This is a genomic window from Candidatus Laterigemmans baculatus, assembly GCF_010367455.1.
Classification (GTDB): domain Bacteria; phylum Planctomycetota; class Planctomycetia; order Pirellulales; family Pirellulaceae; genus Laterigemmans; species Laterigemmans baculatus.
Map to the genome: position 1 here is coordinate 1 of NZ_WRPR01000133.1, position 20,843 is coordinate 20,843.

A 20,843-nucleotide genomic window follows, 5' to 3' on the forward strand; every position below is an offset into this window, starting at 1 on the left:
CAACTCCCCCACCTTTCCTTCGTGGTTCCCCCGTCTCCCGGTAGTCCTGGGGCTCACGCTCGCGCACATAATCTACGCGAGGACTTAGCCGGGAGAACGACCACGAATCTCACGAATGGTGGCCACGGAAGGACACGGAAAATCACGGAAAGGAGAGGGACCGCGGATAGCGCGGAGAACGCAGATGAAAGGGGAAGAGCGAGAACCAAGAATCCGCGTTATCGGTGTTATCTGCGGTTCAACTCCCCCACCTTGCCTTCGTGCTCTTCGTGTCCTTCGTGGTTCCCCCGTCTCCCGGTAGTCCTGGGGCTCACGCTCGCGCACATAATCTACGCGAGGACTTAGCCGGGAAAACGATCACGAATGGTACGAATCTCACGAATGGTGGCCACGGAAGGACACGAAAAAGCACGAAAAGAAGAGGGACCGCCGATAGCGCGGAGAACGCAGATGAAAGGGGAAGAGCGAGAACCAAGAATCCGCGCTATCGGTGTTATCTGCGGTTCAACTCCCCACCTTTTCCTTCGTGCGCTTCGTGTACTTCGTGGTTCCCCCGTCTCCCGGTAGTCCTGGGGCTCACGCTCGCGCACATAATCTACGCGAGGACTTAGCCGGGGAGACCACCACGAATGGCACGAATCTCACGAATGGTGGCCACGGAAGGACACGAAAAATCACGGAAAGGAGAGGGACCGCGGATAGCGCGGAGAACGCAGATAAAAGGGGAATTCGAGAACCAATAATCAGCGCTATCGGCGTTATCCGCGGTTCAACTCCCCACCTTTCCTTCGTGGTTCCCCCGTCTTTCGGCAGTCTCGCGAGGCTCACGCTCGCGCACATAATCTATGCGAATACCTAGCCGGGGAGACAACCACGAATGGTACGGATGGTGGCCACGGAAGGACGCGAAAAAGCACGGAAAGGAGAGGGACCGCCGATAGCGCGGAGAACGCAGATGAAAGGGGAAGAGCGAGAACCAAGAATCCGCGCTATCGGTGTTATCTGCGGTTCAACTCCCCACCTTTCCTTCGTGCTCTTCGTGCCCTTCGTGGTTCCCCCGTCTCCCGGTAGTCCCTGGGGCTCACGCCCGCGCACATAATCTACGCGAGGACTTAGCCGGGAGAACGACCACGAATGGCACGAATGGTGGCCACGGAAGGACACGAAAAAGCACGGAAAGAAGAGGGACCGCCGATAGCGCGGAGAACGCCGATGAAAGGGGAAGAGCGAGAACCAAGAATCCGCGCTATCGGCGTTATCCGCGGTTCAACTCCCCACCTTTCCTTTGTGGTTCCCCCGTCTTTCGGCAGTCCCGGGAGGCTCACGCTCGCGCACATAATCTATGCGAATACCTAGCCGGGGAGACAACCACGAATGGCACGAATCTCACGAATGGTGGCCACGGAAGGACACGGAAAATCACGGAAAGAAGAGGACCGCGGATAGCGCGGAGAACGCAGATGAATGAGGAAGAGCGAGAACCAAGAATCCGCGCTATCGGCGTTATCTGCGGTTCAACTCCCCACCTTTCCTTCGTGGCCCCCCGTCCTTCGGCAGTCCCGGGAGGCTCACGCTCGCGCACATAATCTATGCGAATACCTAGCCGGGGAGACAACCACGAATGGCACGAATGGTGGCCACGGAAGGACACGGAAAAACACGGAAAGGAGAGGGACCGCTGATAGCGCGGAGAACGCAGATGAAAGGGGAAGAGCGAGAACCAAGAATCCGCGCTATCGGTGTTATCTGCGGTTCAACTCCCCCACCTTTCCTTCGTGCTCTTCGTGTCCTTCGTGGTTCCCCCGTCTCCCGGTAGTTCTCTCTACTTCGCGGTGAAGGCTTTGCTCTTCTTCGCTTTGCCTTTGGGCTTCGCCTTGAAAGCCGGCTTGGGGCCGCGGGAGGGGCGGGACTGGCCGGTGAAGCGGGAAATCCGCAGTTGCTGGCCGGAGACCCACACGCGGCTGAGCGATTTGAAGATTTCGACGGGCATTCCCACCGGGAGATCGACCAACGTGTGATCGTCGTAGATGTCGATGCGTCCGATCGACTTGCCTTCCAGCCCCGATTCGCCGGCGATCGCTCCGACCAGATTACCGGGCATCACGCCATGCTGGCGACCGACTTCCACGCGGTAGCTCTCCATCGCTTCGTTGCTCCGCGAGTTCCGCGGCGAACGCGCGGAGCCGGAAGCAAACCCGCCGGGTCGAGGTCCGCGGTCAGAGCGGGCTCCGCGGTCCGTGGCGTGGCCTTGGGCGGGGCGGGGCACTTCGCCGACCAACAGCGGTCGCTCGCCATGGGCCAGCTTGGCTAAGGCCGCGGCGACCCGCACCGGGGGCTGTCCGGTTTCGGCGGCAACCTCGTCGACGATCTCGCCGTACAACTGCAAGTCGTCTTCGGCCAGGGATGCCAAGATCTGCGACTTGAAGTCGGCAATGCGGCGGCGATTGATGTCCTCGACGCTCGGCAATTCCATCGGCTCGATCGTCTGCCGCGTGGCCCGCTGGATGGCGGCGGCCGAACCGCGTTCGCGGGGCGTGACCAGCAGGATCGCGGTTCCCTCGCGGCCTGCTCGCCCGGTGCGTCCGATGCGGTGCACGTAGGCTTCGGCATCACGGGGCAGGTCGTAGTTGATCACGTGGCTCACTCGGTCGACGTCCAGCCCGCGAGCGGCGACGTCGGTGGCGACCAAGATATCGATCCGGCCCGACTTGAATTGGTCGACCATCCGCTGGCGTTGGGTCTGCGGCATGTCGCCATTGAGCGCCGAGGCGGTGAACCCGCGAGCGGCGAGATTCTCAGCCAGTTCGACGGTGCCAAGTTTCGTCTTCACGAACACCAGGACTCCGTCGGTCGGTTCCGACTCGAGGATCCGCGCGGTCGCTTCGAACTTGTGATGGAAACCGATCGACAGCATCCGCTGCCGGATCGTTTCGGCGCCACTTTGGCGGCCTTCGATCGTCACGGTTTCCGGGTTCCGCAGGTGCTTGTGGGCGATTTCGCGGATCGCCGGGGGCATCGTCGCCGAGAAGAGTGCCACCTGCCGCTGGGCGGGCGTGTGCTGCAGGATCCAGTCGACATCTTCGACGAAGCCCATCTTGAGCATCTCGTCGGCCTCGTCGAGGACCAGCGAAGTAATGGTTTCCAGCTTGAGCGTGCCACGGCGGAGGTGGTCCATCACCCGCCCGGGCGTGCCCACGACGATTTGGGCGCCGCGGCGGAGGGCGACGATCTGGGGATCATAGGAGGCGCCGCCGAAAATCGGCACGACGTTCAATCCCTGCATGCCCGCGCCAAACTTCTTGAACTCCTCGGCCACCTGCAGCGCCAACTCGCGGGTCGGTGCCAGGACGAGCACCTGCGGCTCGCGTCGGCTGAGGTCGAGCCGCGAGAGCATCGGGAGGGCGAAGGCGGCCGTCTTGCCCGTGCCGGTCTGGGCTTGGCCGAGCACATCGCGGCCACTCAGCAGATGGGGAATGGTCCCCGCCTGGATCGGGGTGGGATTCTCGTAGCCGGCATCACGGAGCGCCGCTTGGACGAGCGGAGCCAGTTCGAGCGAAGCAAACGAAGGGGTCGACAAATGCGATTTAGACATACAGCTTCCGTACGATCGGAGCACAAAACTCCGAGAGGGCATTGAACTAGAGACGTTGGAAAATCAAAAGCGTTGAAAATTTCGGAGGGTTACAAACATGGCCCTTCGAAAAACGCTGTTTTCGCTCGCCTGCTTTGTCCCGTTCCCTCGACGGTTCGCTCCCCATCCGGAGCTCAGCTTCTCGCGCTGCCGCCGCTCATCCTTACTCGATCCGCAAAACCGCTCGCCTGGCTAACGACCGCCGCGAACGGTGTTGGCAAAAAAAGAACTCCGACGTTTCACCGCCGGAGTTTCAGATTCCGTAGCGTTCAGAGGAACGCCCCCAAATTAGACGGGGCGAACGTTCTCGGCGCGAGGACCCTTGGGGCCTTGTCCGGGATTGTATTCCACGGTCTGCCCTTCACGAAGCTCTTCGTACCGGACGCCTTCGAGATTCGACATGTGGAAGAACAGGTCGGGCCCGTTTCCAGTGTCGATGAATCCGAAACCTTTGTCCGTCAATCGCTTGATCGTACCTTCAGCCATTACTTACTTCTTACTTCTTCAAAACTTTGTTCGCCCAACGAGGTCAAAAGGTGGGCAATGTTCGAGACCTCGAGCCCGAATTCTACCGGTGCCGCCCCCCACGTCAAAGGAGAAATTGCTCGAATCGCTCGGTAATGGGAAAATAGTTCTCCCGCCCACCCTATCTTCCGCCCGCCGAGACCCGCCCCATCCCTGTTCCCCCTGGAGTCGATCCGTGGACCAACACACCCTGCTTCAGCGCTGCCAGCAAATCGCTGGTCAAAGCGGGACCGCCGCCCCCGCTGATTTCGCCGCCCAAGCTGGTAGCGCTACTTGGACGGCGGACGACGCGATCGGCTTTTTCCAGGCTTTCCGCCCCGATGGCGTGGGGCTCGGCAAAGTCTTCGAAGGGGTCCCGCACGGAGAGGAATTGCTCGCGCGGCTCCATCAGGTCTTCGCGGCCAGCGGAAGCGGAGCCCGCGGCGACGGGATGCGCGACGCTTACTTCGTGGTCCGGCAGCCAGCCAACTTACCGCCGCAGCGAGTTGAAGCGGCGGGGCGCCAGTGGCTCGCGAACCTCGCGGAGCTGGATCAGCAGATCGGCAGCGGCGAGCTTCGCGAGCTGCTCGAACCGCTGCCGCGGATTCGCGTCCTGGTCGGCAACCCCCCCAAGCACCCTCGCGACCCGGCGGAGCGGTCGCGGTTGCTGCTGGCGATCAACGCCTTTTCCGAACGGTTCGTTGGGCCCTTACGCCCGAGCGGCGACGCAGCGCTCGGGCTCCGCCAAGCCTACTACTACATCGCCTGCGACGCCTATCTTCGAGACCACCTGCTGTGGCCACTGTACCGCCAGGTGACGGGGATGAGCGATCCGCACGAGCCCTATTTCCAGCTCTGGGAACACGGCATCAAGTTCCGCATCTTCAACGATGAAGAGATCGACTTTTACATTCCCCGTTCGTCGCCCTAGTCGCTTTTCGCTCCCATAGTCGCCTTTCGCTCCGCGAAAGTAGCGGGCGCTCCTGCGCTACTTTCGCGGAGCGAAAGGCGACTATGGCGACTATGGCGACTAGGGGATTTTGGCTTCGAGGCTGGCGAAGAGGTCGGCCTTGGCCTGGGCGTAGCGCGCCGGATCCCCCTCGCTCCGCTTCCACAGCTCGACCTTGCCTTCCTCGAACCGCACGGCCTCCTCGGCGTTGCTCCGCAGCCAGTCGCGAAGCGTCAACACGCGGCGACGGAACGCAGAATCGGCGGAAGCTAGGTAGACATGATGGGTCGGCTCGCCATGCCGCGGCTTGGCCAACAACTTCACTTCGTCCGCCCATGCCGGATCCCGAGCGACGCTGAAGTTCAGCCCCCGCAGCCTCTGGATCGCCTCGTCGACGGCCGCCAGATTCTCGACCGACGCGACCACGTCGACGATCGGTCGAGCGACGAGTCCCGAGATGGCGGTGCTGCCAATGTGAGCGACATCGGTGACCCATCCTTCGCACGAGTGGAGGATGTTCGAACGCGTCTGCTCGAACTCCTGCCGCCAGCGCGGATCGTAATGCATCAGCCTGACGATGTCCTGCAATGTTGCCCTCGCGAGCTTCGAAATTTCCGCTGCCGAACCCGCGGCTAGCGCTGTCGGCTCAAGGTTTTCTGACAGAGCCCCCCCTCCACGGGAGGAGGGCGGGCCTGAACAGGAGTCTTCCGAAAGGAACTAGCGGGCGGCGAACAGATCCGCGTCGCCCGCGGCGTTACGGATGATCTCGGCGACGTACGCGGCATCCGCCACGCTCAGCCGCCGAAATTCGACCGTGCACGTGCGACCGTTGCTCTTGAGCAACCGCACATGCGTCTCGGTGACCGCCAGCAGACGCCCTTCGACGGAGAAAGTGCCGGTGTTATCGACCCACGTCCGCAACTCTCCAGCGGCGAGCTCGCCGGCTGCGGGCTGGGTCCGCGAAACGGTCGCCGCGGGCACGGCCGCCGGTGCCGCTTCGTAGCCGCCGAGCGTCGGCTCGCCGAACAGATCATCGAACAGCGACTTCTTCTCCGCCGGCTCTTCCTTCTCTTCGGCCGAAGTCGGATTGCCGAAGATGTCCTCGAACGACTCGGCTTCCGCCGCATCCCCAGCGGCCGGTTCTGCGTCGGCAGCTTCTTCGCTGGCAGCTTCTTCGTCGGCGGCTTCTTCGTCGGCGGCTTCGACTGGCTCAGCCGCGGCGGGCGCTTCGTCAGCGGCTTCCTCGTCAGCGGCTTCGGCCGCGTCGGGGGTCGCATCGCCGAGCCCACCGAACAACTCGTTGAACGTCGCATCGTCGGCCGCAGCCGCATCGTCAGCCGGAGTCGCGTTCTCAGCCGGGGCCGCATCGTCGGCCGGAGCGTCGAGGGCGTCAAACAAGTCCATCTCCGCGTCTTCGGCCGGAGCGTCTTCGGCCGGAGCTTCGGGAAGATCGAACGGCGAGGGAGCTGGTTCCGCCTCGGCCGGAGGGGCGGGTTCGTCGGCCGGAGCCGGTTCATCGAAGGGTGACGGGGCGGGTTCGTCGGCCGGGGCGGGCTCGTCGAAGGGCGAGGGGGCGGGTGCCGGCTCGGCCGGGGCGGGCTCATCGAAGGGCGAGGGGGCGGGCGCCGGCTCGGCCGGAGGAGCAGGCTCAGCCGGCTCGGGCTCGGCCGGAAGTGCCGGTTCAGCAGGAGCCGGCTCGGCGGGGGCGGGTTCAGCGGGGGCGGGTTCAGCAGGAGAGGGCTCGGCGGGGGCGGCGTCGCTCGGCGAGACGGCAGGCGGGGCGGGTTCGGGTTCCGCCGCGGCTTCCGGTTCGTCGCTGATCAGCGGGGCGCCGGGCTCGGCTGCGGGGGGAACGAGGACCGATTCCGGCGCGCCGCTCGGGGTACCGTAGGCGGGCTGACCATAGCCTTGGGATTGTCCATCGTCGTAGCTCTCCATCACCTGGCCTTCGATCACCTGGCCTTCGATCACCTGGCCTTCCATCATGTGGCCTTCGATCAGGTGGCCATCGACCACTGGGCCAGCGACGGCGTCACCACAGCAGGAAGGCTCGACCGGTGGGGGGCAGGAGGAGACCGGCGGGCAGACGATCGGTTGGCAGGCGATCGGCTGGCAGGGCAGGGGGGGACAGACGGAAACGCCGCACCCGGCACCGTTCGCACGCCCGGCTCGATGGAGCAGCCAACCGGCCGAGACGGGACCGACGGTCGTGGTGGTGGTCAGAGCGGCAACGAGCGCCGCGCGGAGGCTGTAGCGAAGTCGTCGTGTCATGGTTGGTTTCGTCCCTCCGCTCCGCCCGAAGGCGAGCAGATCGCGGAATGAATGGAGAGAGAGGTCAAGACAAGCACCCTCGCACTGCGAAGCGCTCTTCACCTTAGATGTGCGGATAGCCACAAGCAAGCAAACGGGAGGTCTCTGCGGATCAAGGTCGGCACGCGCCGCGTGCCACTGCGGCCGCCGAGAAGAAATGAGCATCAGGCGAGCGATCCGGATTGCAGCGACTTTTCCACCGGAAGCGACTTTCGCGGAAAAGCGGCCCGTTCCGAGCTTGGGAAACTCTCGGCGGCCTGCGATACTCGGGGAGACTGCCGGCGAGGGTTCTCCGGCGGCGTGGGTAGGCGAGGTTCCCAGCGGAAAGAGTCGATGCTGCGGTTTCTGCAGAACGTGTTTGCGTCGATGAGCCTGGAGCGCAAGTGCTTGCTGTTCTTTGGCTCAGCGCTCCTGCTGCTGATGTGCGGCGCGTTCTGGATCATGCAATTCCTGGCGACCAAGCTGGTCATCCGACAGACGCAGCAGGTCGCAGGCGACTACGGCGATGCGATCCTGGCGCTGCAGCACGTCGAGGCGGAATACGAACTGGAGATGTCGCCGGAGAATGCGCGGCGGGCCAAAGAAGTCGCCGACAACCTCCTGCCGATCTTCCTGAACGAGAACTTCGAAGTCGAAGTGCTGGGGCTCGGCGACGCGACGGAGTACCACAACTTGCCTCCGCGAGAGCCGCCCGAGGACCCGGCGGACCTCGCGATCCTCGAGCGTCTCCAGCCCGATTTTGTCGACTGGATGACGACCTCGATCCGCGAGCAATCGCCGGGGATCATCCGCGAGCTGGACCGCCAGGAGAACGACGCCTTCGCCCAGGTCGCGCTCGCTTCGCACACCCTCTCGGCCGGGGGCGTCGTCGGCGACCGCTACGTCTATTACAAGCCGATCTTCTCCGGCCCCGAGTGCACCACCGCCTGCCACTCGCCGGTCGGGACCCCGATCTCCTTCTCACCCGACGCGGATCCCCGCGAGCTGGCCGAGCAGTATCCGTTTCGGGTGATGAAGGTCAGCATGCCGTACGAGCAGACGCATTCGACGAACACTTGGATCCGGGCGCTGCTGATCTCGATCGCGATCCTGATCATCGCCGTCGGGCTGTTCGTGCTGCACGCGATCGTCCGCTACCTAATCCTCCAACCGCTCTACCACCTGCGGGACGTGAGCGACGCGATCAGCCACGGCGATACCGGACTGCGGGCGGCGATCGACACCGAGGACGAGTTCCGCGAACTGGCCGACGCTTTCAACCGGATGCTCCGCCACCTGACCGAAACCCAGGACCAGATCCGGGACGTGAACCGCGAATTGGACAAGCGCGTCGACCAACTCGCCCAGCTGAACCTGCAGCTCTACGAAGCCAACCGCCTGAAAAGCGACTTCCTGGCGAACATGAGCCACGAACTCCGCACGCCGCTGAACAGCATCATCGGCTTCTCCGACGTGCTGCAGGGCATCGACTCGCTGACCGACAAACAGCGGCGGTACGCGTCGAACATCCAGCGGAGCGGACGCGTGCTGCTCGAGATGATCAACGACATTCTCGATTTGGCCAAAGTCGAAGCGGGCAAAATGGAGGTCCGCCGCTCGACGTTCGACCTGGCATCGCTCGTCCGCTCCCAGGTCGACATGGTCCGCGGGCTCTCGGACGACAAGAACATCGGGCTCTCGGTCGAAGCGGCCGGCGAGTTGCCGATGGCCGAACAGGACCAAAACAAGATCGGGCAGATCCTCACCAACCTGCTCAGCAACGCGATCAAGTTCACTCCCGAGGGAGGGCTGATCACGGTCACCGTCCGCGACCGCCGCGACGGCCGGTTCTGCATCTCGGTGGCCGACACCGGAATCGGGATCGCCGCGGAAGACCAAGCGGTGATCTTTGAAAAGTTCCGCCAGAGCCGCACGGTGCTGGATGGCGAAGGGCTGACGCGAGAATTTTCCGGCACCGGCCTGGGGTTATCGATCGTCAAGGAATTGTGCAAATTGCTGGGGGGCGAAATCTCCTTCGACAGCCAACTCGGTCACGGCAGCACGTTCCGCGTCACGCTCCCCTGGCGATTGCCCGAGCCGAGCGAAACGCCGCTCGCCGCCACCCCGCCGCAGAGCAGCCTCGACGGGGAATCGATCAGCACCGAAGCGCTGCAGCGCGCCGACGGCTGACGCCGGGAATCGGTAGCCGGTGGCGGGTAGCCGGTAGCCGGTGGCGGGGACGCGAGTCAGCCAGTCGATCATGCTCCGCCTCCATCCGCCACTCGTCTCTGTTTGCAGCCCTTCGGAAGAAATCTTCGATGCCCCCAACGACGGCTCCCTCGTTACCCTGCGTCGAGCTCTACACCGACGGGGCCTGCAGCGGCAATCCGGGACCCGGGGGTTGGGCGTTCGTGCTGCGAGACCAGAAAACGGGCAAGGAGCTCGAAGGGAGCGGCGGGGAAGCGGTCACGACCAACAACCAGATGGAGCTGCTGGCGACGATCCGCGGGCTCGAGGCGCTGCGTCGCCCGTGCAAGGTGACGCTGTACGCCGACAGCAAGTACGTCGGGCAGGGGCTGAGCAGCTGGATGGCCGGCTGGAAGCGCCGCGGCTGGAAGCGGAAGGAAGGTTCGCAGCTAAAGCCGGTAAAAAACGTCGAGCTCTGGCAGCGACTCGACGAATTAGTACAAAGGCATCAGGTGGTTTTTGAACACGTCAAGGGGCACAGCGGCCATCCGGAAAATGAGCGGTGCGACCAATTAGCGGTTGCAGCCTCGCAGAAATATCGAAAATAAAGAGCCCTTGGCCCGGCGATTCCCAGCGACCCGCGGCAACCTCGGCGAACCCGTTTCCCCTCGAACCGCTCAGAATCAGCGGCAGAGGTGCAAATCCGGGTTGCCCAAACTCCTAAGGTTGCTAAACTCTCGCTCTTCGAGGGTGCAACGTGGACCAACGCCAGCGTAGCTCAGTTGGCAGAGCAACTGATTTGTAATCAGTAGGTCGTGGGTTCGAACCCCTCCGCTGGCTCTTCGGAATTGCAGGCCGATCGATGGGCTTGCTGGAGAGCGCGAATCGAATTAAGGGAGGTTGCCCGAGTGGTTAAAGGGGGCGGACTGTAAATCCGTTGGCTACGCCTACACAGGTTCGAATCCTGTACCTCCCACTAAGACAGAGAGATTAGACGAGACCGCTGGCGAGAGCCGCCCAGGACCGGGCCCACCGCGGACCGGGCCCACCGCCCCGCAGCGAGAACCCGCCGCGGAGAATTTTTAGGGGGGGCGAGGTCGATTTGCGGGTGTAGCTCAATGGTAGAGCAACAGCCTTCCAAGCTGAAGACGAGGGTTCGATTCCCTTCACCCGCTTTTCCAGGCCGATCCACCGGAGACCGGGGCCGGCTCGGGAAACGCACGCCGGAGAGGTTTTGCAGTACGCTGCTGTAGCTCAGCTGGTAGAGCACATCCTTGGTAAGGATGAGGTCATGGGTTCGAGTCCCATCAGCAGCTCTGGTTTGTTCGAAGCAATGACTTGGCTACCGCCTTTTAACCGGGGCGGTCGGTCGACTTTTTTTGATTCGTCACTTTTGTGTCACTGGCGGTCCCGACTGAGAGGTCGGCGGCGGTCGCGGGGTGGGTCACCCTGACGGTTGAGCCAGTCAGTTGGTTGCAGGTGCAAGTAGAGAACAGCAAACATGGCCAAAGAGGTTTTTCAGCGGACCAAGCCCCACGTCAATGTCGGCACCATCGGCCACATTGACCACGGCAAGACGACGACCACCGGCGCGATTCTCGCCGTGCAGGCCGCCAAGGGTCTGGCCAAGGCAAAGAATTACTCGGACATCGCCAAGGGTGGTACCGTCCGTGACCAGACGAAAACGGTGACGATCGCGGTCGCCCACGTCGAGTACGAAACCGACAAGCGGCACTACGCCCACATCGACTGCCCCGGGCACGCTGACTTCATCAAGAACATGATCACCGGTGCCGCCCAGATGGACGGGGCGATCCTGGTGGTTTCGGCGGCCGACGGCCCGATGCCGCAGACCAAAGAGCACGTTCTGCTGGCTCGCCAGGTCGGCGTTCCCTACATCGTCGTGTTCCTCAACAAGATCGACCTGGTCGACGACCCGGAACTGCTCGAGTTGGTCGAACTCGAAGTCCGCGAACTGCTCAGCAAGTACGACTTCCCCGGCGACGACGTCCCGGTTGTCCACGGCTCGGCCCTGCCGGCCTACAACAACCCGAGCGACCCCGAAGCGAGCCAGTGCATCAGCAACCTGATGGACGCGCTCGACGAATTCATTCCCGATCCGGAACGCGAAGAAGATCGCCCGTTCCTGATGGCGATCGAAGACGTCTTCTCGATCGCCGGTCGTGGTACCGTCGCCACGGGCCGAATCGAGCGCGGCGTGGTCAAGGTCGGTGAAGAAGTTTCGATCATCGGGCTCTCCGACGCCCCGGTCAAAACGACCTGCACCGGCGTCGAAATGTTCCGCAAGGAAATGACCGAAGGGCGCGCCGGCGACAACGTTGGCTGCTTGCTCCGGGGCGTGAAGCGGGAAGACATCCAGCGCGGTCAGGTGCTGGCCAAGCCGGGCAGCATCACCCCGCACACCAAGTTCGAAGCCGAGGTGTACTGCCTCAGCAAGGACGAAGGGGGCCGCCACACGCCGTTCTTCAGCGGCTACCGCCCGCAGTTCTACTTCCGCACGACCGACGTCACCGGAACGGCCAACCTGGTCGGCGCCGAAATGTGCATGCCGGGCGACAACGTCCGCGTCTCGGTCGAACTGCACAAGCCGATCGCCATGGACGATGGCGTTCGCTTCGCCATCCGTGAAGGTGGCCGGACCGTCGGTTCGGGCGTCGTCACCAAGATCGTCGAGTAAACTTTCACACGCGCACCTCAACCACCAATGGCGAAGATGCTCGGAGCAGCGCATCCGGCGCTTCGTCATTTGTGGTTTGGGAGCGTTGGTTCAGGGGCGTAGCTCAATTGGCAGAGCACCGGTCTCCAAAACCGGGGGTTGCGAGTTCGATTCCCGCCGCCCCTGCTGAACAACAACCAAATCTCCACCGAACCGAACACCTACCGTTCAAACCTCCAGGGAGCCGGAGCGGATGTCCAGGGAAGTTGCCGGCGCTAGCCCCCCGCTAACGACCGAATTATTTAGCGGCAGCGTCTACAAGCGGAACCAGGGCCGCCTGGTTCGCCAACTGACGTGCCTGGCGATCTGGGTCGTGGTCGCCCTCGGCGCTTGGCGGTTGAGCGTATTCCTGCGGGACTACTTTCCCACCACCCAGTGGCTCGAATTCGCCATCCCGGCCGTGTTCCTCCTCGCCGGCGTCTGGATCGGCTACCGGTTGGTCAACTGGCCTCGCTTCGCCGACTTCCTGATCGCCGTCGAAGCGGAGATGAACAAGGTCAGCTGGCCGAGCCGCGGCGAATTGATCCGGGCGTCGATCGTGGTCATCTTCACGATCTTCTTCCTGGCGATGATCCTGTTCGTGTTCGATATCGTGTGGCAGTGGATCTTTAGCGCGCTCGGCGTAACCATCTAGAGCAGGCGGGCCCAACAGCAGGAGGGCCGCTCGCCCCCCGTCGCCAGCCCAGCCTCCGCATCCAGCCCCGCAGCCCCGCTCCTCTCTTGCCTTCCAGGACGCTAGCCTCGTGACCGACGCGGAAGAACAGAACCCAATGACCGACGACGAGTCGTCCTCCGCAGCAGGCGCTGACGAGTCCCCGGAAACGGAGCCCCAGGGTATGGAGCCCCAGGGCGAGCAAGCCGAGGCGGGCGACGACGCGGCCCTCGCCAAGACCACCAAAGGTTCGAGCAAAGCGGCTAAACCCCGCACCGACGAGGCCGAGCCCGAGCCGCAGATGGATTGGTACATCCTCAAAGTCGCCTTCAATCGCGAAGAGTCGATTCGCGACGCGCTGGAAAAGCGAGTCCGCATGGAGGGGATGGAAGAATACTTCGGAGACATCGTCGTCCCCACCGAAGACTTGGTGGAGTTCACTCGCGCGGGCAAGCGGCGGATCGTCAAGCGGAAGCTGCTGCCCGGCTACCTGATGGTCCACATGGTCATCAACGACGACACGTGGTTCCTGGTTCGCGAAACCGGCGGGATCAGCGACTTCACCGGCTCGGCCGGCAAGCCGCAACCGATGGACCCGGCCGACGTGGCCCGGTTCATCCAGAAACCCGAACTGGGCGAGGACGAAGAGGTCCAGCTGAAAACCTCGATCCCGTTCCGCGTCGGCGACCGCGTGCGAGTCAAGGAAGGCAACTTCCAGAACCAAGAGGGCGAGATCGACGCGGTCGACGAAGCCAATGGGCGGATCACCGTGATCATCAACATCTTCGGTCGCTCGGTGCCGATGGAGCTGGACCACTGGCAAGTGGAAGAGCTGTAGCCCCCGGGCCCTAAGCAGTAAGATTCGAGTGGAAAGATTTTTCCGAACGCCCCTGGCGTTCCCAAGCGTCAAATATTAAAACCTCGCGTTCTAAATCCGGCTCGCGCCCCTGGCCGAGCCGCATCTTGAGCATCAAATCACACCCCTCCATTCGCGAGCGGCAGGCCTCCCTCGACTCGATCGAGCCTCGAGGGGAGCCGTCATCGACCGCAGCGAGAGGTTTTCAGGTCGGACATGGCAAAGCAAGTCGTTGGTCAGGCAAAGTTCCAAGTCCCCGGTGGCGCCGCCACCCCCGCGCCGCCGGTCGGTACGTCGCTCGGTAAGTTCGGCGTCAACCTTGGCCAATTCGTCTCGCAGTTCAACGAGCGGACGCGCGAGTTCAACGGAACTCCGATTCCAGTCGTCGTCACGGTCTACAACGACCGCAGCTTTGAATTCATCACCAAAAGCCCCCCGGCCGCGGCTTTGCTCAAGCAAGCCGCCGGGATCGCCAGAGGCTCCGGCGTCCCGAACAAGGACAAGGTGGGCACGGTGACGCTAGCCCAGTGCCAGGAGATCGCCCAGAAGAAGATGGCGGACCTCAACGCCCGCGATCTTCAGCAGGCGACCCGCATGATCGAAGGCACGGCCCGCAGCATGGGGCTGAACGTCGAAGGCTAGTCAAAACACGGGTCGCTGCCGCCGTTTGCTCTTGACGCAATTTTCGCGGCCGCTCCAATAACCGACCCGTCTTTCCCGTCGGCTGAAGTGGGAGAAGTTTCGGTGCCGCACTTTGGGTGCGACATGCGGGCTTCGTCGAACCACCACGAAGTGAGATTCGAACAAAGTATGGCAAAAAAACAAACCAAACGCTTCAAAGCGATGCTGCCCAAGCGGCCCGCCGATCCGGTGCCGCTGGATCAGGCTGTGGAGGTGCTGAAGCAGTTCAACACCACCAAATTCGACCAGACGGTCGAGATCCACATGCGGCTCGGGATCGACCCGGCCCAGGCCGATCAGATCGTCCGCGGCAGCGTGATCCTCCCGCATGGGATCGGACGTACGCAGCGGGTCGTGGTGTTCGCCAAGGGCGACGCTGCCAAGGCGGCCGAAGAAGCGGGCGCCGATGAAGTCGGCCAGGAAGACTTGGCCAAGAAGATCAAAGACGGCTGGACCGACTTTGACGTGTGTATCGCCGCCCCCGACATGATGGGGCTGGTCGGCCCGCTCGGCCGTGTTCTCGGTCCTCGCGGATTGATGCCCAGCCCGCGGGCGGGAACGGTCACGCCGGACGTCGGCCGCGTGGTCGGCGAGTACAAGGCTGGTAAGGTCGAGTTCCGCAACGATAAGGGCGGCAACGTCCATGCGGTGGTCGGCAAGATGAGCTTTGACAGCGCCAAGCTGGTCGAGAACGTTCAGTCATTCTTGAATCATGTCGTCGGCCTCAAACCGCAGACCGTCAAAGGCGCTTATGTGCGCGGCGTCGCGATCTGCGGCACGATGAGCCCTAGCGTGCGGGTGGTTGCATAGAGCCATGAGTAAATACGTAAAAGACTTAGTCACCCGCGATATCCAAAAGCGGCTGGAAGGCGTCGACGACGCGGTGGTCGTCAGCTACGTCGGGCTCGACGCGAACACGACCAACGAACTCCGCGGGGCGCTGCTCGAGAAGGGCATCCAGATGATGCTGGTGAAGAACTCACTGGCACGCCGGGCGACCGCCGGAACGAGCCTCGGCCCGATGTTCGAAGGGGGCAAGGGGACGCGGGCGGTTTGCTGGGGTGCGAGCGATTTCGTCTCGCTCGTCAAAGAGGTCGTCGCCCTCGACAAGAACAAAGAGAAATTCGAGAAGTTCACCGCCGAAGGTGGAGTTCTCGATGGCGATCGGCTCGACTCGGCCGCCTTGGCCGAAGTCAGCAAATGGCCTTCTCGCGAGGAACAGATCTCGATGCTGGTCGGGCAGATCCTCGGCCCGGGCAGCCAGCTTTCGGGCGCTCTCCTCGGACCGGGCGGCAAGCTGGCCGGTCAGATCGAGAAGAAGGGCGAGGAAGAGTAACGCACACGCGGCCCTCGGCGGTCGTTTGCTTTGAAGAAGTCGTGTCTGAGTCGACGTCGGCCCAGACCATATCGCTATCACCTCGCCGCTCTCGCTTGCTGCGTCCCACGACGTGGCTTCCGCGGTGAGGGAGGTTGAAACAGGCCGGGCGAGCGCCAGAAGCAATTTTGCCAAGCTCGCCGGCTAAATCCGTTCATCCGCATTTTTTTCCGAAAGGGCATCCACCATGTCTGAAGCAGCTACCGTCGAGTACAGCGACGTTTCGAAGGAATTGGGCGACAAGATCGCCGAGTTGACGCTCAAGCAAGCCAAGGAGCTGAGCGACTACTTGAAGGACGTGCACGGCATCGAGCCGGCGGCCGGCGGTGCGGTCGTGATGGCCGGTGGTGCGGGCGGCGGCGGTGAAGCCGCGGCCCCGGCTGCCGAGCAGACCGAATTCGACGTCGTCCTGACCGGATTTGGCGACAAGAAGCTGAACGTCGTGAAGGTCGTCAAGAACCTGACCGGCGCCTCGCTGATGGACGCCAAGAAGCTGGTCGAAGGCGTCCCGGCCAAGCTCAAGGAAGGCATCAGCAAGGAAGACGCCGAGAAGATGAAGGCCGAGATCGAAGAAGCCGGCGGAACCGTCGAACTCAAGTAGTTCGCCGCCGCGAGCCGCTTCGAGCGGCGCGAATCGAGTCCAGCGGATGGAGACCGCCTGTTGCCTCTGAGCGAGCAACGGCGGTCTTCTGCGTTAACGAGCTGCACCCTCGGCATTCGGTCGTCGCCGATCAGCCGCCGGGCCCTGAGCCGCCGGGCGCTAGCCGCGGGCCCTCCCGATGGTCAGCCCGCTCGCGAGGCCCGAGGCTAGCGCCTACGGCTCAGCCTGATCCCATGCGGTGCATCACCCGACCGAGCCCGCAATTCAACCGCTCGCGGCCGGGAGGACTTGGCCGCCTGCGGCGGTGAGCATTCCTTGCGCCAAATTACCCGGAGCTGGGGTTACCGGCCCCGGGATTCTTCGTTACATTTACCTTGTGCGTTTATCGGCCCGTCGACGCGATCTGCTGACCCCCGTCCCTATCCGGCTCTCTCTGCTTGTGCGCTCCCACAGCGTCGATTCGCTGTTCTCGGTTGCCTCGCCGGTATTTTCTGCGCTCAGCTTGCGCGATCGACGTGCCTCGACCTCCGACGCATTGACCCTCCCGGCTTGAAGGAGCGTTTTCGCGAATGGCTACCACAACAAAGCGTCGCCTCGAACCCACCACCCGTCGCCACTTCGGTACCGGGTTGGGGAATTTCGAGCTGCCCGATCTGACTGCGCTGCAGACCGTCTCCTACGCCTCCTTTCTCCAGGAAGATGCCGACTCCACCCGCCGCGCCGACCAGGGGCTCGAAGGCGTGCTGCGGGAGATTTTCCCAGTTACCAGTTACGACGGCAACATCACCCTCGAGTACGTCCGCTACGAGCTGGGCAAGCCGCGGTACACGCCGTCCGAATGCCGCCAGTTGCGGCTGAGCTACGGCCGTCCGCTCCGCGTCTGGTTGCGGCTGCAGCGCGACGAGCCGATCGAGGAAGAGGTCTACCTCGGCGACCTGCCGATCATGATGGGGGGCGGCGAGTTCATCATCAATGGTGCCGAGCGGGTCGTGGTCAGCCAGCTGCACCGCAGCCCGGGGATCGACTTCGTGCTCGAGCAGGACGGGACGAGCGATCGCAAGCTCCCCTCCTGCCGCGTCATTCCTGAGCGTGGCTCGTGGATCGAAGTCAACGTCACCAAGAAAGACTCGCTGACGGTCCGCATCGACCAGAGCGGCAAGTTCAGCGCGATGACGCTGCTGCGGGCGATGTCGCCGGCGATGTCGACCGACGCCGATCTGCTCGCGGCTTTCTACGAGACCGAAACGGTCAAGATCACCGACAGCCGCTCGGCGGTAAAGCTCGAGGGCAAGATCGCTGTCGACGACGTGATCTATCCGGCCGGCTCGGACCGGGCCGGTGAGATCATCATCGAAGCCGGTCACAAGATCACCAAGAACGTGGCCGAGACGATCTGCACGAGCGACGTCAAATCGGTCGTTCTGATGGACGCCCCCAAGGTTCCACTGATCTTCAACTCGCTGGCCGAAGACAACACGAGCAGCCACGAGGAAGCCTTGCTGCGGATCTACCAGCGGCTCCGTCCGGGCAACCCGCCGCAGCTGGAAAAGGCGCGGACGCTGTTCGTCGAGAAGTTCTACGACGCCAACCGCTACCGGCTGGGTAAGGTCGGCCGCTTCCGGATCAACCGCAAGCTGAGCCTGGACGTCAGCGAAGACGAGATGACGCTGCGGCCCGAGGATATGATCGCCTCGATCCGCTACCTGATCAATCTCTTCGACCCCGACTCGGGAGCGGAGATCGACGACATCGACCACCTCGGCAACCGCCGGCTGCGGACGATCGACGAATTGGCCAGCGAAGAGCTCCGCAAGGGCTTTTTGAAGCTCCGCCGCACCGTCCAGGAGCGGATGAGCCTCAAGGACGTCGAGGACATGACGCCCCGATCGCTGATCAACCCTAAGAGCGTCTCGGCGGCAATCGATTACTTCTTCGGTCGCGGCGAGCTCTCGCAGGTGGTCGACCAGACCAACCCGCTCTCGCAGCTGACGCACGAACGGCGGCTCTCGGCACTCGGCCCGGGCGGTCTGAACCGCAAACGGGCGGGCTTCGAAGTCCGCGACGTGCACATCTCGCACTACGGACGAATCTGCCCGATCGAGACGCCGGAAGGAACGAACATCGGTCTGATCAGCTCGCTGGCGATCTACTCGTCGGTCGACGACTACGGATTCCTCGTCACGCCGTACCGCAAGATCAAAGAAGGCAAGGTGACCGACGAGGTCGTCTGGCTGCGTGCGGACGAGGAGAGCGAGTCGTACGTCGCTCCGGCCGATACCCAGGTCGCCAACGGTGCGCTGGTCGCCGGACCGAACATGATCGCCCGCTTCCGCAGCGACTTTGAGATCGTCCAGCCCGAGCAGGTCGACTACATGGACGTCGCGCCGAGCCAGATGGTCGGCGTCTCGGCCGGTTTGATTCCGTTCCTCGAGCACGACGACGCGAACCGGGCGTTGATGGGTTCGAACATGCAGCGGCAAGCCGTGCCGCTGCTGGTCACCGAGCCGCCGATCGTGGCGACCGGGATGGAGCTGGAGGTCGCGCGAAACAGCGCGATGGTCGTGCGGGCCCGCCGCGCCGGCAAGGTGACCTACGCCGACGCCGGACGGATCGAGGTCGGCAGCGACCACTACGTCCTGAAGAAATACCAGGGGCTCAACGAGCGGACCTGCCTCAACCAGAAACCGATCGTCAAGGTTGGCGACAAGGTCGAGAAAGGGCAGATCATCGCCGACGGGGCCGCGACGCAGCAGGGCGAATTGGCCCTTGGCCGGAACATCCTCGTCGGGTTCATGTCGTTCGACGGCTACAACTACGAAGACGCGATCATCATCAGCGAAGAGCTGGTGCGGAACGATACTTACACCTCGATCCACATCGAAGACTTCGACGTCGAGATCCGCGAAACGAAGCTCGGCCGCGAAGAGTTCACCCGCGACATTCCGAACGTCTCGGAAAAGGCGCTGCGGAACCTCGATGAGACGGGGATCGTCCAGATCGGGACCTACGTGCGGCCGGGCGACATCCTGGTCGGCAAGGTCAGCCCCAAGAGCAAGACCGAACTGACGCCGGAAGAGAAGCTTCTGCACGCGATCTTCGGGCGGGCCGGTGAGGACGTGAAGAACGATTCGCTGGAAGTTCCCAGCGGCATCGAGGGAATCGTCATCGACACCCAGAAGTTCTCCCGCCGGATGAGCCTCTCGGAGGACGAGCGGAAGCTCTTCGAGAAGGAACTCAAGAAGGCGGAGACCGACGGCAACGCCGAGATCACCAGCACCTTCACCGCGATGGTCGAGGACATGCAGGAAGCCGCGGGCGTCAAGTTCAAGGACGCCGACGGCAGCCCGATGGCCGACGGCCAGGATCCCAAGTACGTCGCCGAGCGGGCGGTCAACTTCCGGCTCGATCTGGTCCTCGACCAGGTCAAGAAGGACGAGGCCAAGACCGAAGTCGAGCAGGTCTACAAGCAGCAGTGGCCGAACGTCGAAAAAGCGATCGACGACCGCGACCGCAAGCTCAACAGCATGAAGCGGGGCGACGAGCTCCGCAGCGGCGTGCTGCAGATGGTCAAGATCTACATCGCCACCAAGCGGGTGATCAGCGTCGGCGACAAGATGGCCGGCCGCCACGGGAACAAGGGTGTGATCTCCAAGATCCTGCCGATCGAGGACATGCCCTTCCTGCCCGATGGGACGCCGGTCCAGATCATGCTCAATCCGCTCGGCGTTCCCAGCCGGATGAACGTCGGCCAGATCCTCGAGACGCACCTCGGCTGGGCCGGAGCGAAGCTCGGTTTCCAAGCCGTCACCCCGGTCTTTGACGGTGCTAGCGAAGAGGACATCAACCAGGCGCTCTCCGATGCCGGGCTGCCGGCCCACGGCAAGATCCGCCTGATCGATGGCCGCACCGGCGAGCCGATGGAGCAGGAGACGACCGTCGGCTACATGTACATGCTCAAACTGCACCACCTGGTCGACGACAAGGTCCACGCCCGCAGCACCGGTCCGTACTCGTTGATCACCCAGCAGCCGCTCGGCGGCAAAGCTCGCTTCGGTGGCCAGCGGTTTGGTGAGATGGAAGTTTGGGCACTGGAAGCGTACGGGGCGGCCTACATTCTGCAGGAGTTGCTGACCGTGAAGAGCGACGACGTCGAAGGACGTACCAAGATCTACGAATCGATGGTCAAGGGTGAAAACACCTTGGAAGCGGGGACCCCGGCCAGCTTCGACGTGTTGACCAACGAAATTCGCGGGCTCGCACTGAACATGCAGCTCGAGAAACGACCGGTCTGAGCTTCCCCCTCTCTCATCCTCTCAAAAATCGCCAAAAACCCTATTTGACGGGTTCACCCGGGCGCTACCGCCCGGGTGGTCCCGTTCAG

General features: G+C 63.2%; 15 protein-coding genes and 5 tRNA genes. 16 read left to right on the forward strand and 4 right to left on the reverse strand.

The annotated features are described in order from the left end of the window. Positions 1–1,822: 1,822 nt before the first annotated feature. Complete coding sequence (locus GNK13_RS19690) at positions 1,823–3,592, reverse strand: DEAD/DEAH box helicase (protein WP_164104276.1); 1,770 nt, start codon at positions 3,590–3,592, stop codon at positions 1,823–1,825. A 327-nt stretch (positions 3,593–3,919) separates the two neighbouring features. Further along, positions 3,920–4,117, reverse strand: a complete 198-nt coding sequence (locus GNK13_RS19695) for a cold-shock protein (protein WP_164104277.1) — start codon at positions 4,115–4,117, stop codon at positions 3,920–3,922. 214 nt (positions 4,118–4,331) lie between these two features. Here GNK13_RS19695 and GNK13_RS19700 point away from each other — a divergent pair, with 214 nt between their 5' ends. Further along, entirely contained in the window at positions 4,332–5,066 is a 735-nt protein-coding gene (locus GNK13_RS19700) for an apolipoprotein acyltransferase (protein ID WP_164104278.1), read from the forward strand. A 99-nt stretch (positions 5,067–5,165) separates the two neighbouring features. Here GNK13_RS19700 and GNK13_RS19705 read toward each other — a convergent pair whose 3' ends face one another. Continuing rightward, positions 5,166–5,651: a GrpB family protein gene (locus tag GNK13_RS19705; RefSeq protein ID WP_164104279.1), complete on the reverse strand. Its 486-nt coding sequence runs from the start codon at positions 5,649–5,651 to the stop codon at positions 5,166–5,168. Positions 5,652–5,801: 150 nt separating this feature from the next. Beyond that, a complete protein-coding gene (locus tag GNK13_RS19710) occupies positions 5,802–7,355 on the reverse strand; it encodes an SHD1 domain-containing protein (RefSeq protein WP_164104280.1) in 1,554 nt (517 codons plus the stop codon). Positions 7,356–7,727: 372 nt separating this feature from the next. Between GNK13_RS19710 and GNK13_RS19715 the strand changes: the two genes are divergently transcribed. From GNK13_RS19715 to rpoB, 15 genes are all read left to right on the forward strand, one after another. Next, positions 7,728–9,563: a sensor histidine kinase gene (locus GNK13_RS19715; protein WP_164104281.1), complete on the forward strand. Its 1,836-nt coding sequence runs from the start codon at positions 7,728–7,730 to the stop codon at positions 9,561–9,563. 128 nt (positions 9,564–9,691) lie between these two features. Next, positions 9,692–10,168, forward strand: a complete 477-nt coding sequence (gene rnhA, locus GNK13_RS19720) for a ribonuclease HI (RefSeq protein WP_164104282.1) — start codon at positions 9,692–9,694, stop codon at positions 10,166–10,168. Positions 10,169–10,327: 159 nt separating this feature from the next. Then, positions 10,328–10,400, forward strand: a tRNA-Thr gene (locus tag GNK13_RS19725). A gap of 54 nt (positions 10,401–10,454) precedes the next feature. Further along, a tRNA-Tyr gene (locus GNK13_RS19730) sits at positions 10,455–10,536 on the forward strand. Positions 10,537–10,664: 128 nt separating this feature from the next. Next, positions 10,665–10,735: transfer RNA gene (locus GNK13_RS19735), tRNA-Gly, on the forward strand. Positions 10,736–10,803: 68 nt separating this feature from the next. Beyond that, positions 10,804–10,876 (forward strand) — tRNA-Thr (locus GNK13_RS19740). A gap of 185 nt (positions 10,877–11,061) precedes the next feature. Then, positions 11,062–12,258 carry an elongation factor Tu gene (gene tuf / locus GNK13_RS19745; RefSeq protein WP_164104283.1) on the forward strand — a complete coding sequence of 399 codons (1,197 nt, stop codon included), beginning with the start codon at positions 11,062–11,064 and terminating at the stop codon, positions 12,256–12,258. A 92-nt stretch (positions 12,259–12,350) separates the two neighbouring features. Next, a tRNA-Trp gene (locus GNK13_RS19750) sits at positions 12,351–12,423 on the forward strand. 67 nt (positions 12,424–12,490) lie between these two features. After that, complete coding sequence (secE, locus tag GNK13_RS19755) at positions 12,491–12,931, forward strand: preprotein translocase subunit SecE (RefSeq protein ID WP_164104284.1); 441 nt, start codon at positions 12,491–12,493, stop codon at positions 12,929–12,931. A gap of 109 nt (positions 12,932–13,040) precedes the next feature. Then, complete coding sequence (gene nusG, locus GNK13_RS19760) at positions 13,041–13,787, forward strand: transcription termination/antitermination protein NusG (protein WP_235935348.1); 747 nt, start codon at positions 13,041–13,043, stop codon at positions 13,785–13,787. 234 nt (positions 13,788–14,021) lie between these two features. Then, on the forward strand, positions 14,022–14,447 hold the full coding sequence (gene rplK / locus GNK13_RS19765; RefSeq protein WP_164104285.1) for a 50S ribosomal protein L11: 426 nt from the start codon (positions 14,022–14,024) through the stop codon (positions 14,445–14,447). A gap of 168 nt (positions 14,448–14,615) precedes the next feature. Then, complete coding sequence (rplA, locus tag GNK13_RS19770; RefSeq protein WP_164104286.1) at positions 14,616–15,296, forward strand: 50S ribosomal protein L1; 681 nt, start codon at positions 14,616–14,618, stop codon at positions 15,294–15,296. A gap of 4 nt (positions 15,297–15,300) precedes the next feature. Next, positions 15,301–15,822 carry a 50S ribosomal protein L10 gene (gene rplJ / locus GNK13_RS19775; protein ID WP_164104287.1) on the forward strand — a complete coding sequence of 174 codons (522 nt, stop codon included), beginning with the start codon at positions 15,301–15,303 and terminating at the stop codon, positions 15,820–15,822. Between the two features lie 226 nt (positions 15,823–16,048). Then, on the forward strand, positions 16,049–16,462 hold the full coding sequence (rplL, locus tag GNK13_RS19780) for a 50S ribosomal protein L7/L12 (protein ID WP_164104288.1): 414 nt from the start codon (positions 16,049–16,051) through the stop codon (positions 16,460–16,462). 569 nt (positions 16,463–17,031) lie between these two features. Then, positions 17,032–20,754: a DNA-directed RNA polymerase subunit beta gene (rpoB, locus tag GNK13_RS19785; RefSeq protein WP_164104289.1), complete on the forward strand. Its 3,723-nt coding sequence runs from the start codon at positions 17,032–17,034 to the stop codon at positions 20,752–20,754. The last annotated feature ends 89 nt before the right edge of the window (positions 20,755–20,843 follow it).

What these genes read in the sequence shown, in the direction of transcription:
- GNK13_RS19690 (WP_164104276.1), bottom strand. Translation starts at nt 3,592, where the DNA reads ATGTCTAAATCGCATTTGTCGACCCCTTCGTTTGCTTCGCTCGAACTG.
- GNK13_RS19695 (WP_164104277.1), bottom strand. Translation starts at nt 4,117, where the DNA reads ATGGCTGAAGGTACGATCAAGCGATTGACGGACAAAGGTTTCGGATTC.
- GNK13_RS19705 (WP_164104279.1), bottom strand. Translation starts at nt 5,651, where the DNA reads ATGCATTACGATCCGCGCTGGCGGCAGGAGTTCGAGCAGACGCGTTCG.
- GNK13_RS19710 (WP_164104280.1), bottom strand. Translation starts at nt 7,355, where the DNA reads ATGACACGACGACTTCGCTACAGCCTCCGCGCGGCGCTCGTTGCCGCT.
- GNK13_RS19715 (WP_164104281.1), top strand. Translation starts at nt 7,728, where the DNA reads ATGCTGCGGTTTCTGCAGAACGTGTTTGCGTCGATGAGCCTGGAGCGC.
- rnhA (WP_164104282.1), top strand. Translation starts at nt 9,692, where the DNA reads ATGCCCCCAACGACGGCTCCCTCGTTACCCTGCGTCGAGCTCTACACC.
- tuf (WP_164104283.1), top strand. Translation starts at nt 11,062, where the DNA reads ATGGCCAAAGAGGTTTTTCAGCGGACCAAGCCCCACGTCAATGTCGGC.
- secE (WP_164104284.1), top strand. Translation starts at nt 12,491, where the DNA reads ATGTCCAGGGAAGTTGCCGGCGCTAGCCCCCCGCTAACGACCGAATTA.
- rplK (WP_164104285.1), top strand. Translation starts at nt 14,022, where the DNA reads ATGGCAAAGCAAGTCGTTGGTCAGGCAAAGTTCCAAGTCCCCGGTGGC.
- rplA (WP_164104286.1), top strand. Translation starts at nt 14,616, where the DNA reads ATGGCAAAAAAACAAACCAAACGCTTCAAAGCGATGCTGCCCAAGCGG.
- rplJ (WP_164104287.1), top strand. Translation starts at nt 15,301, where the DNA reads ATGAGTAAATACGTAAAAGACTTAGTCACCCGCGATATCCAAAAGCGG.
- rplL (WP_164104288.1), top strand. Translation starts at nt 16,049, where the DNA reads ATGTCTGAAGCAGCTACCGTCGAGTACAGCGACGTTTCGAAGGAATTG.
- rpoB (WP_164104289.1), top strand. Translation starts at nt 17,032, where the DNA reads ATGGCTACCACAACAAAGCGTCGCCTCGAACCCACCACCCGTCGCCAC.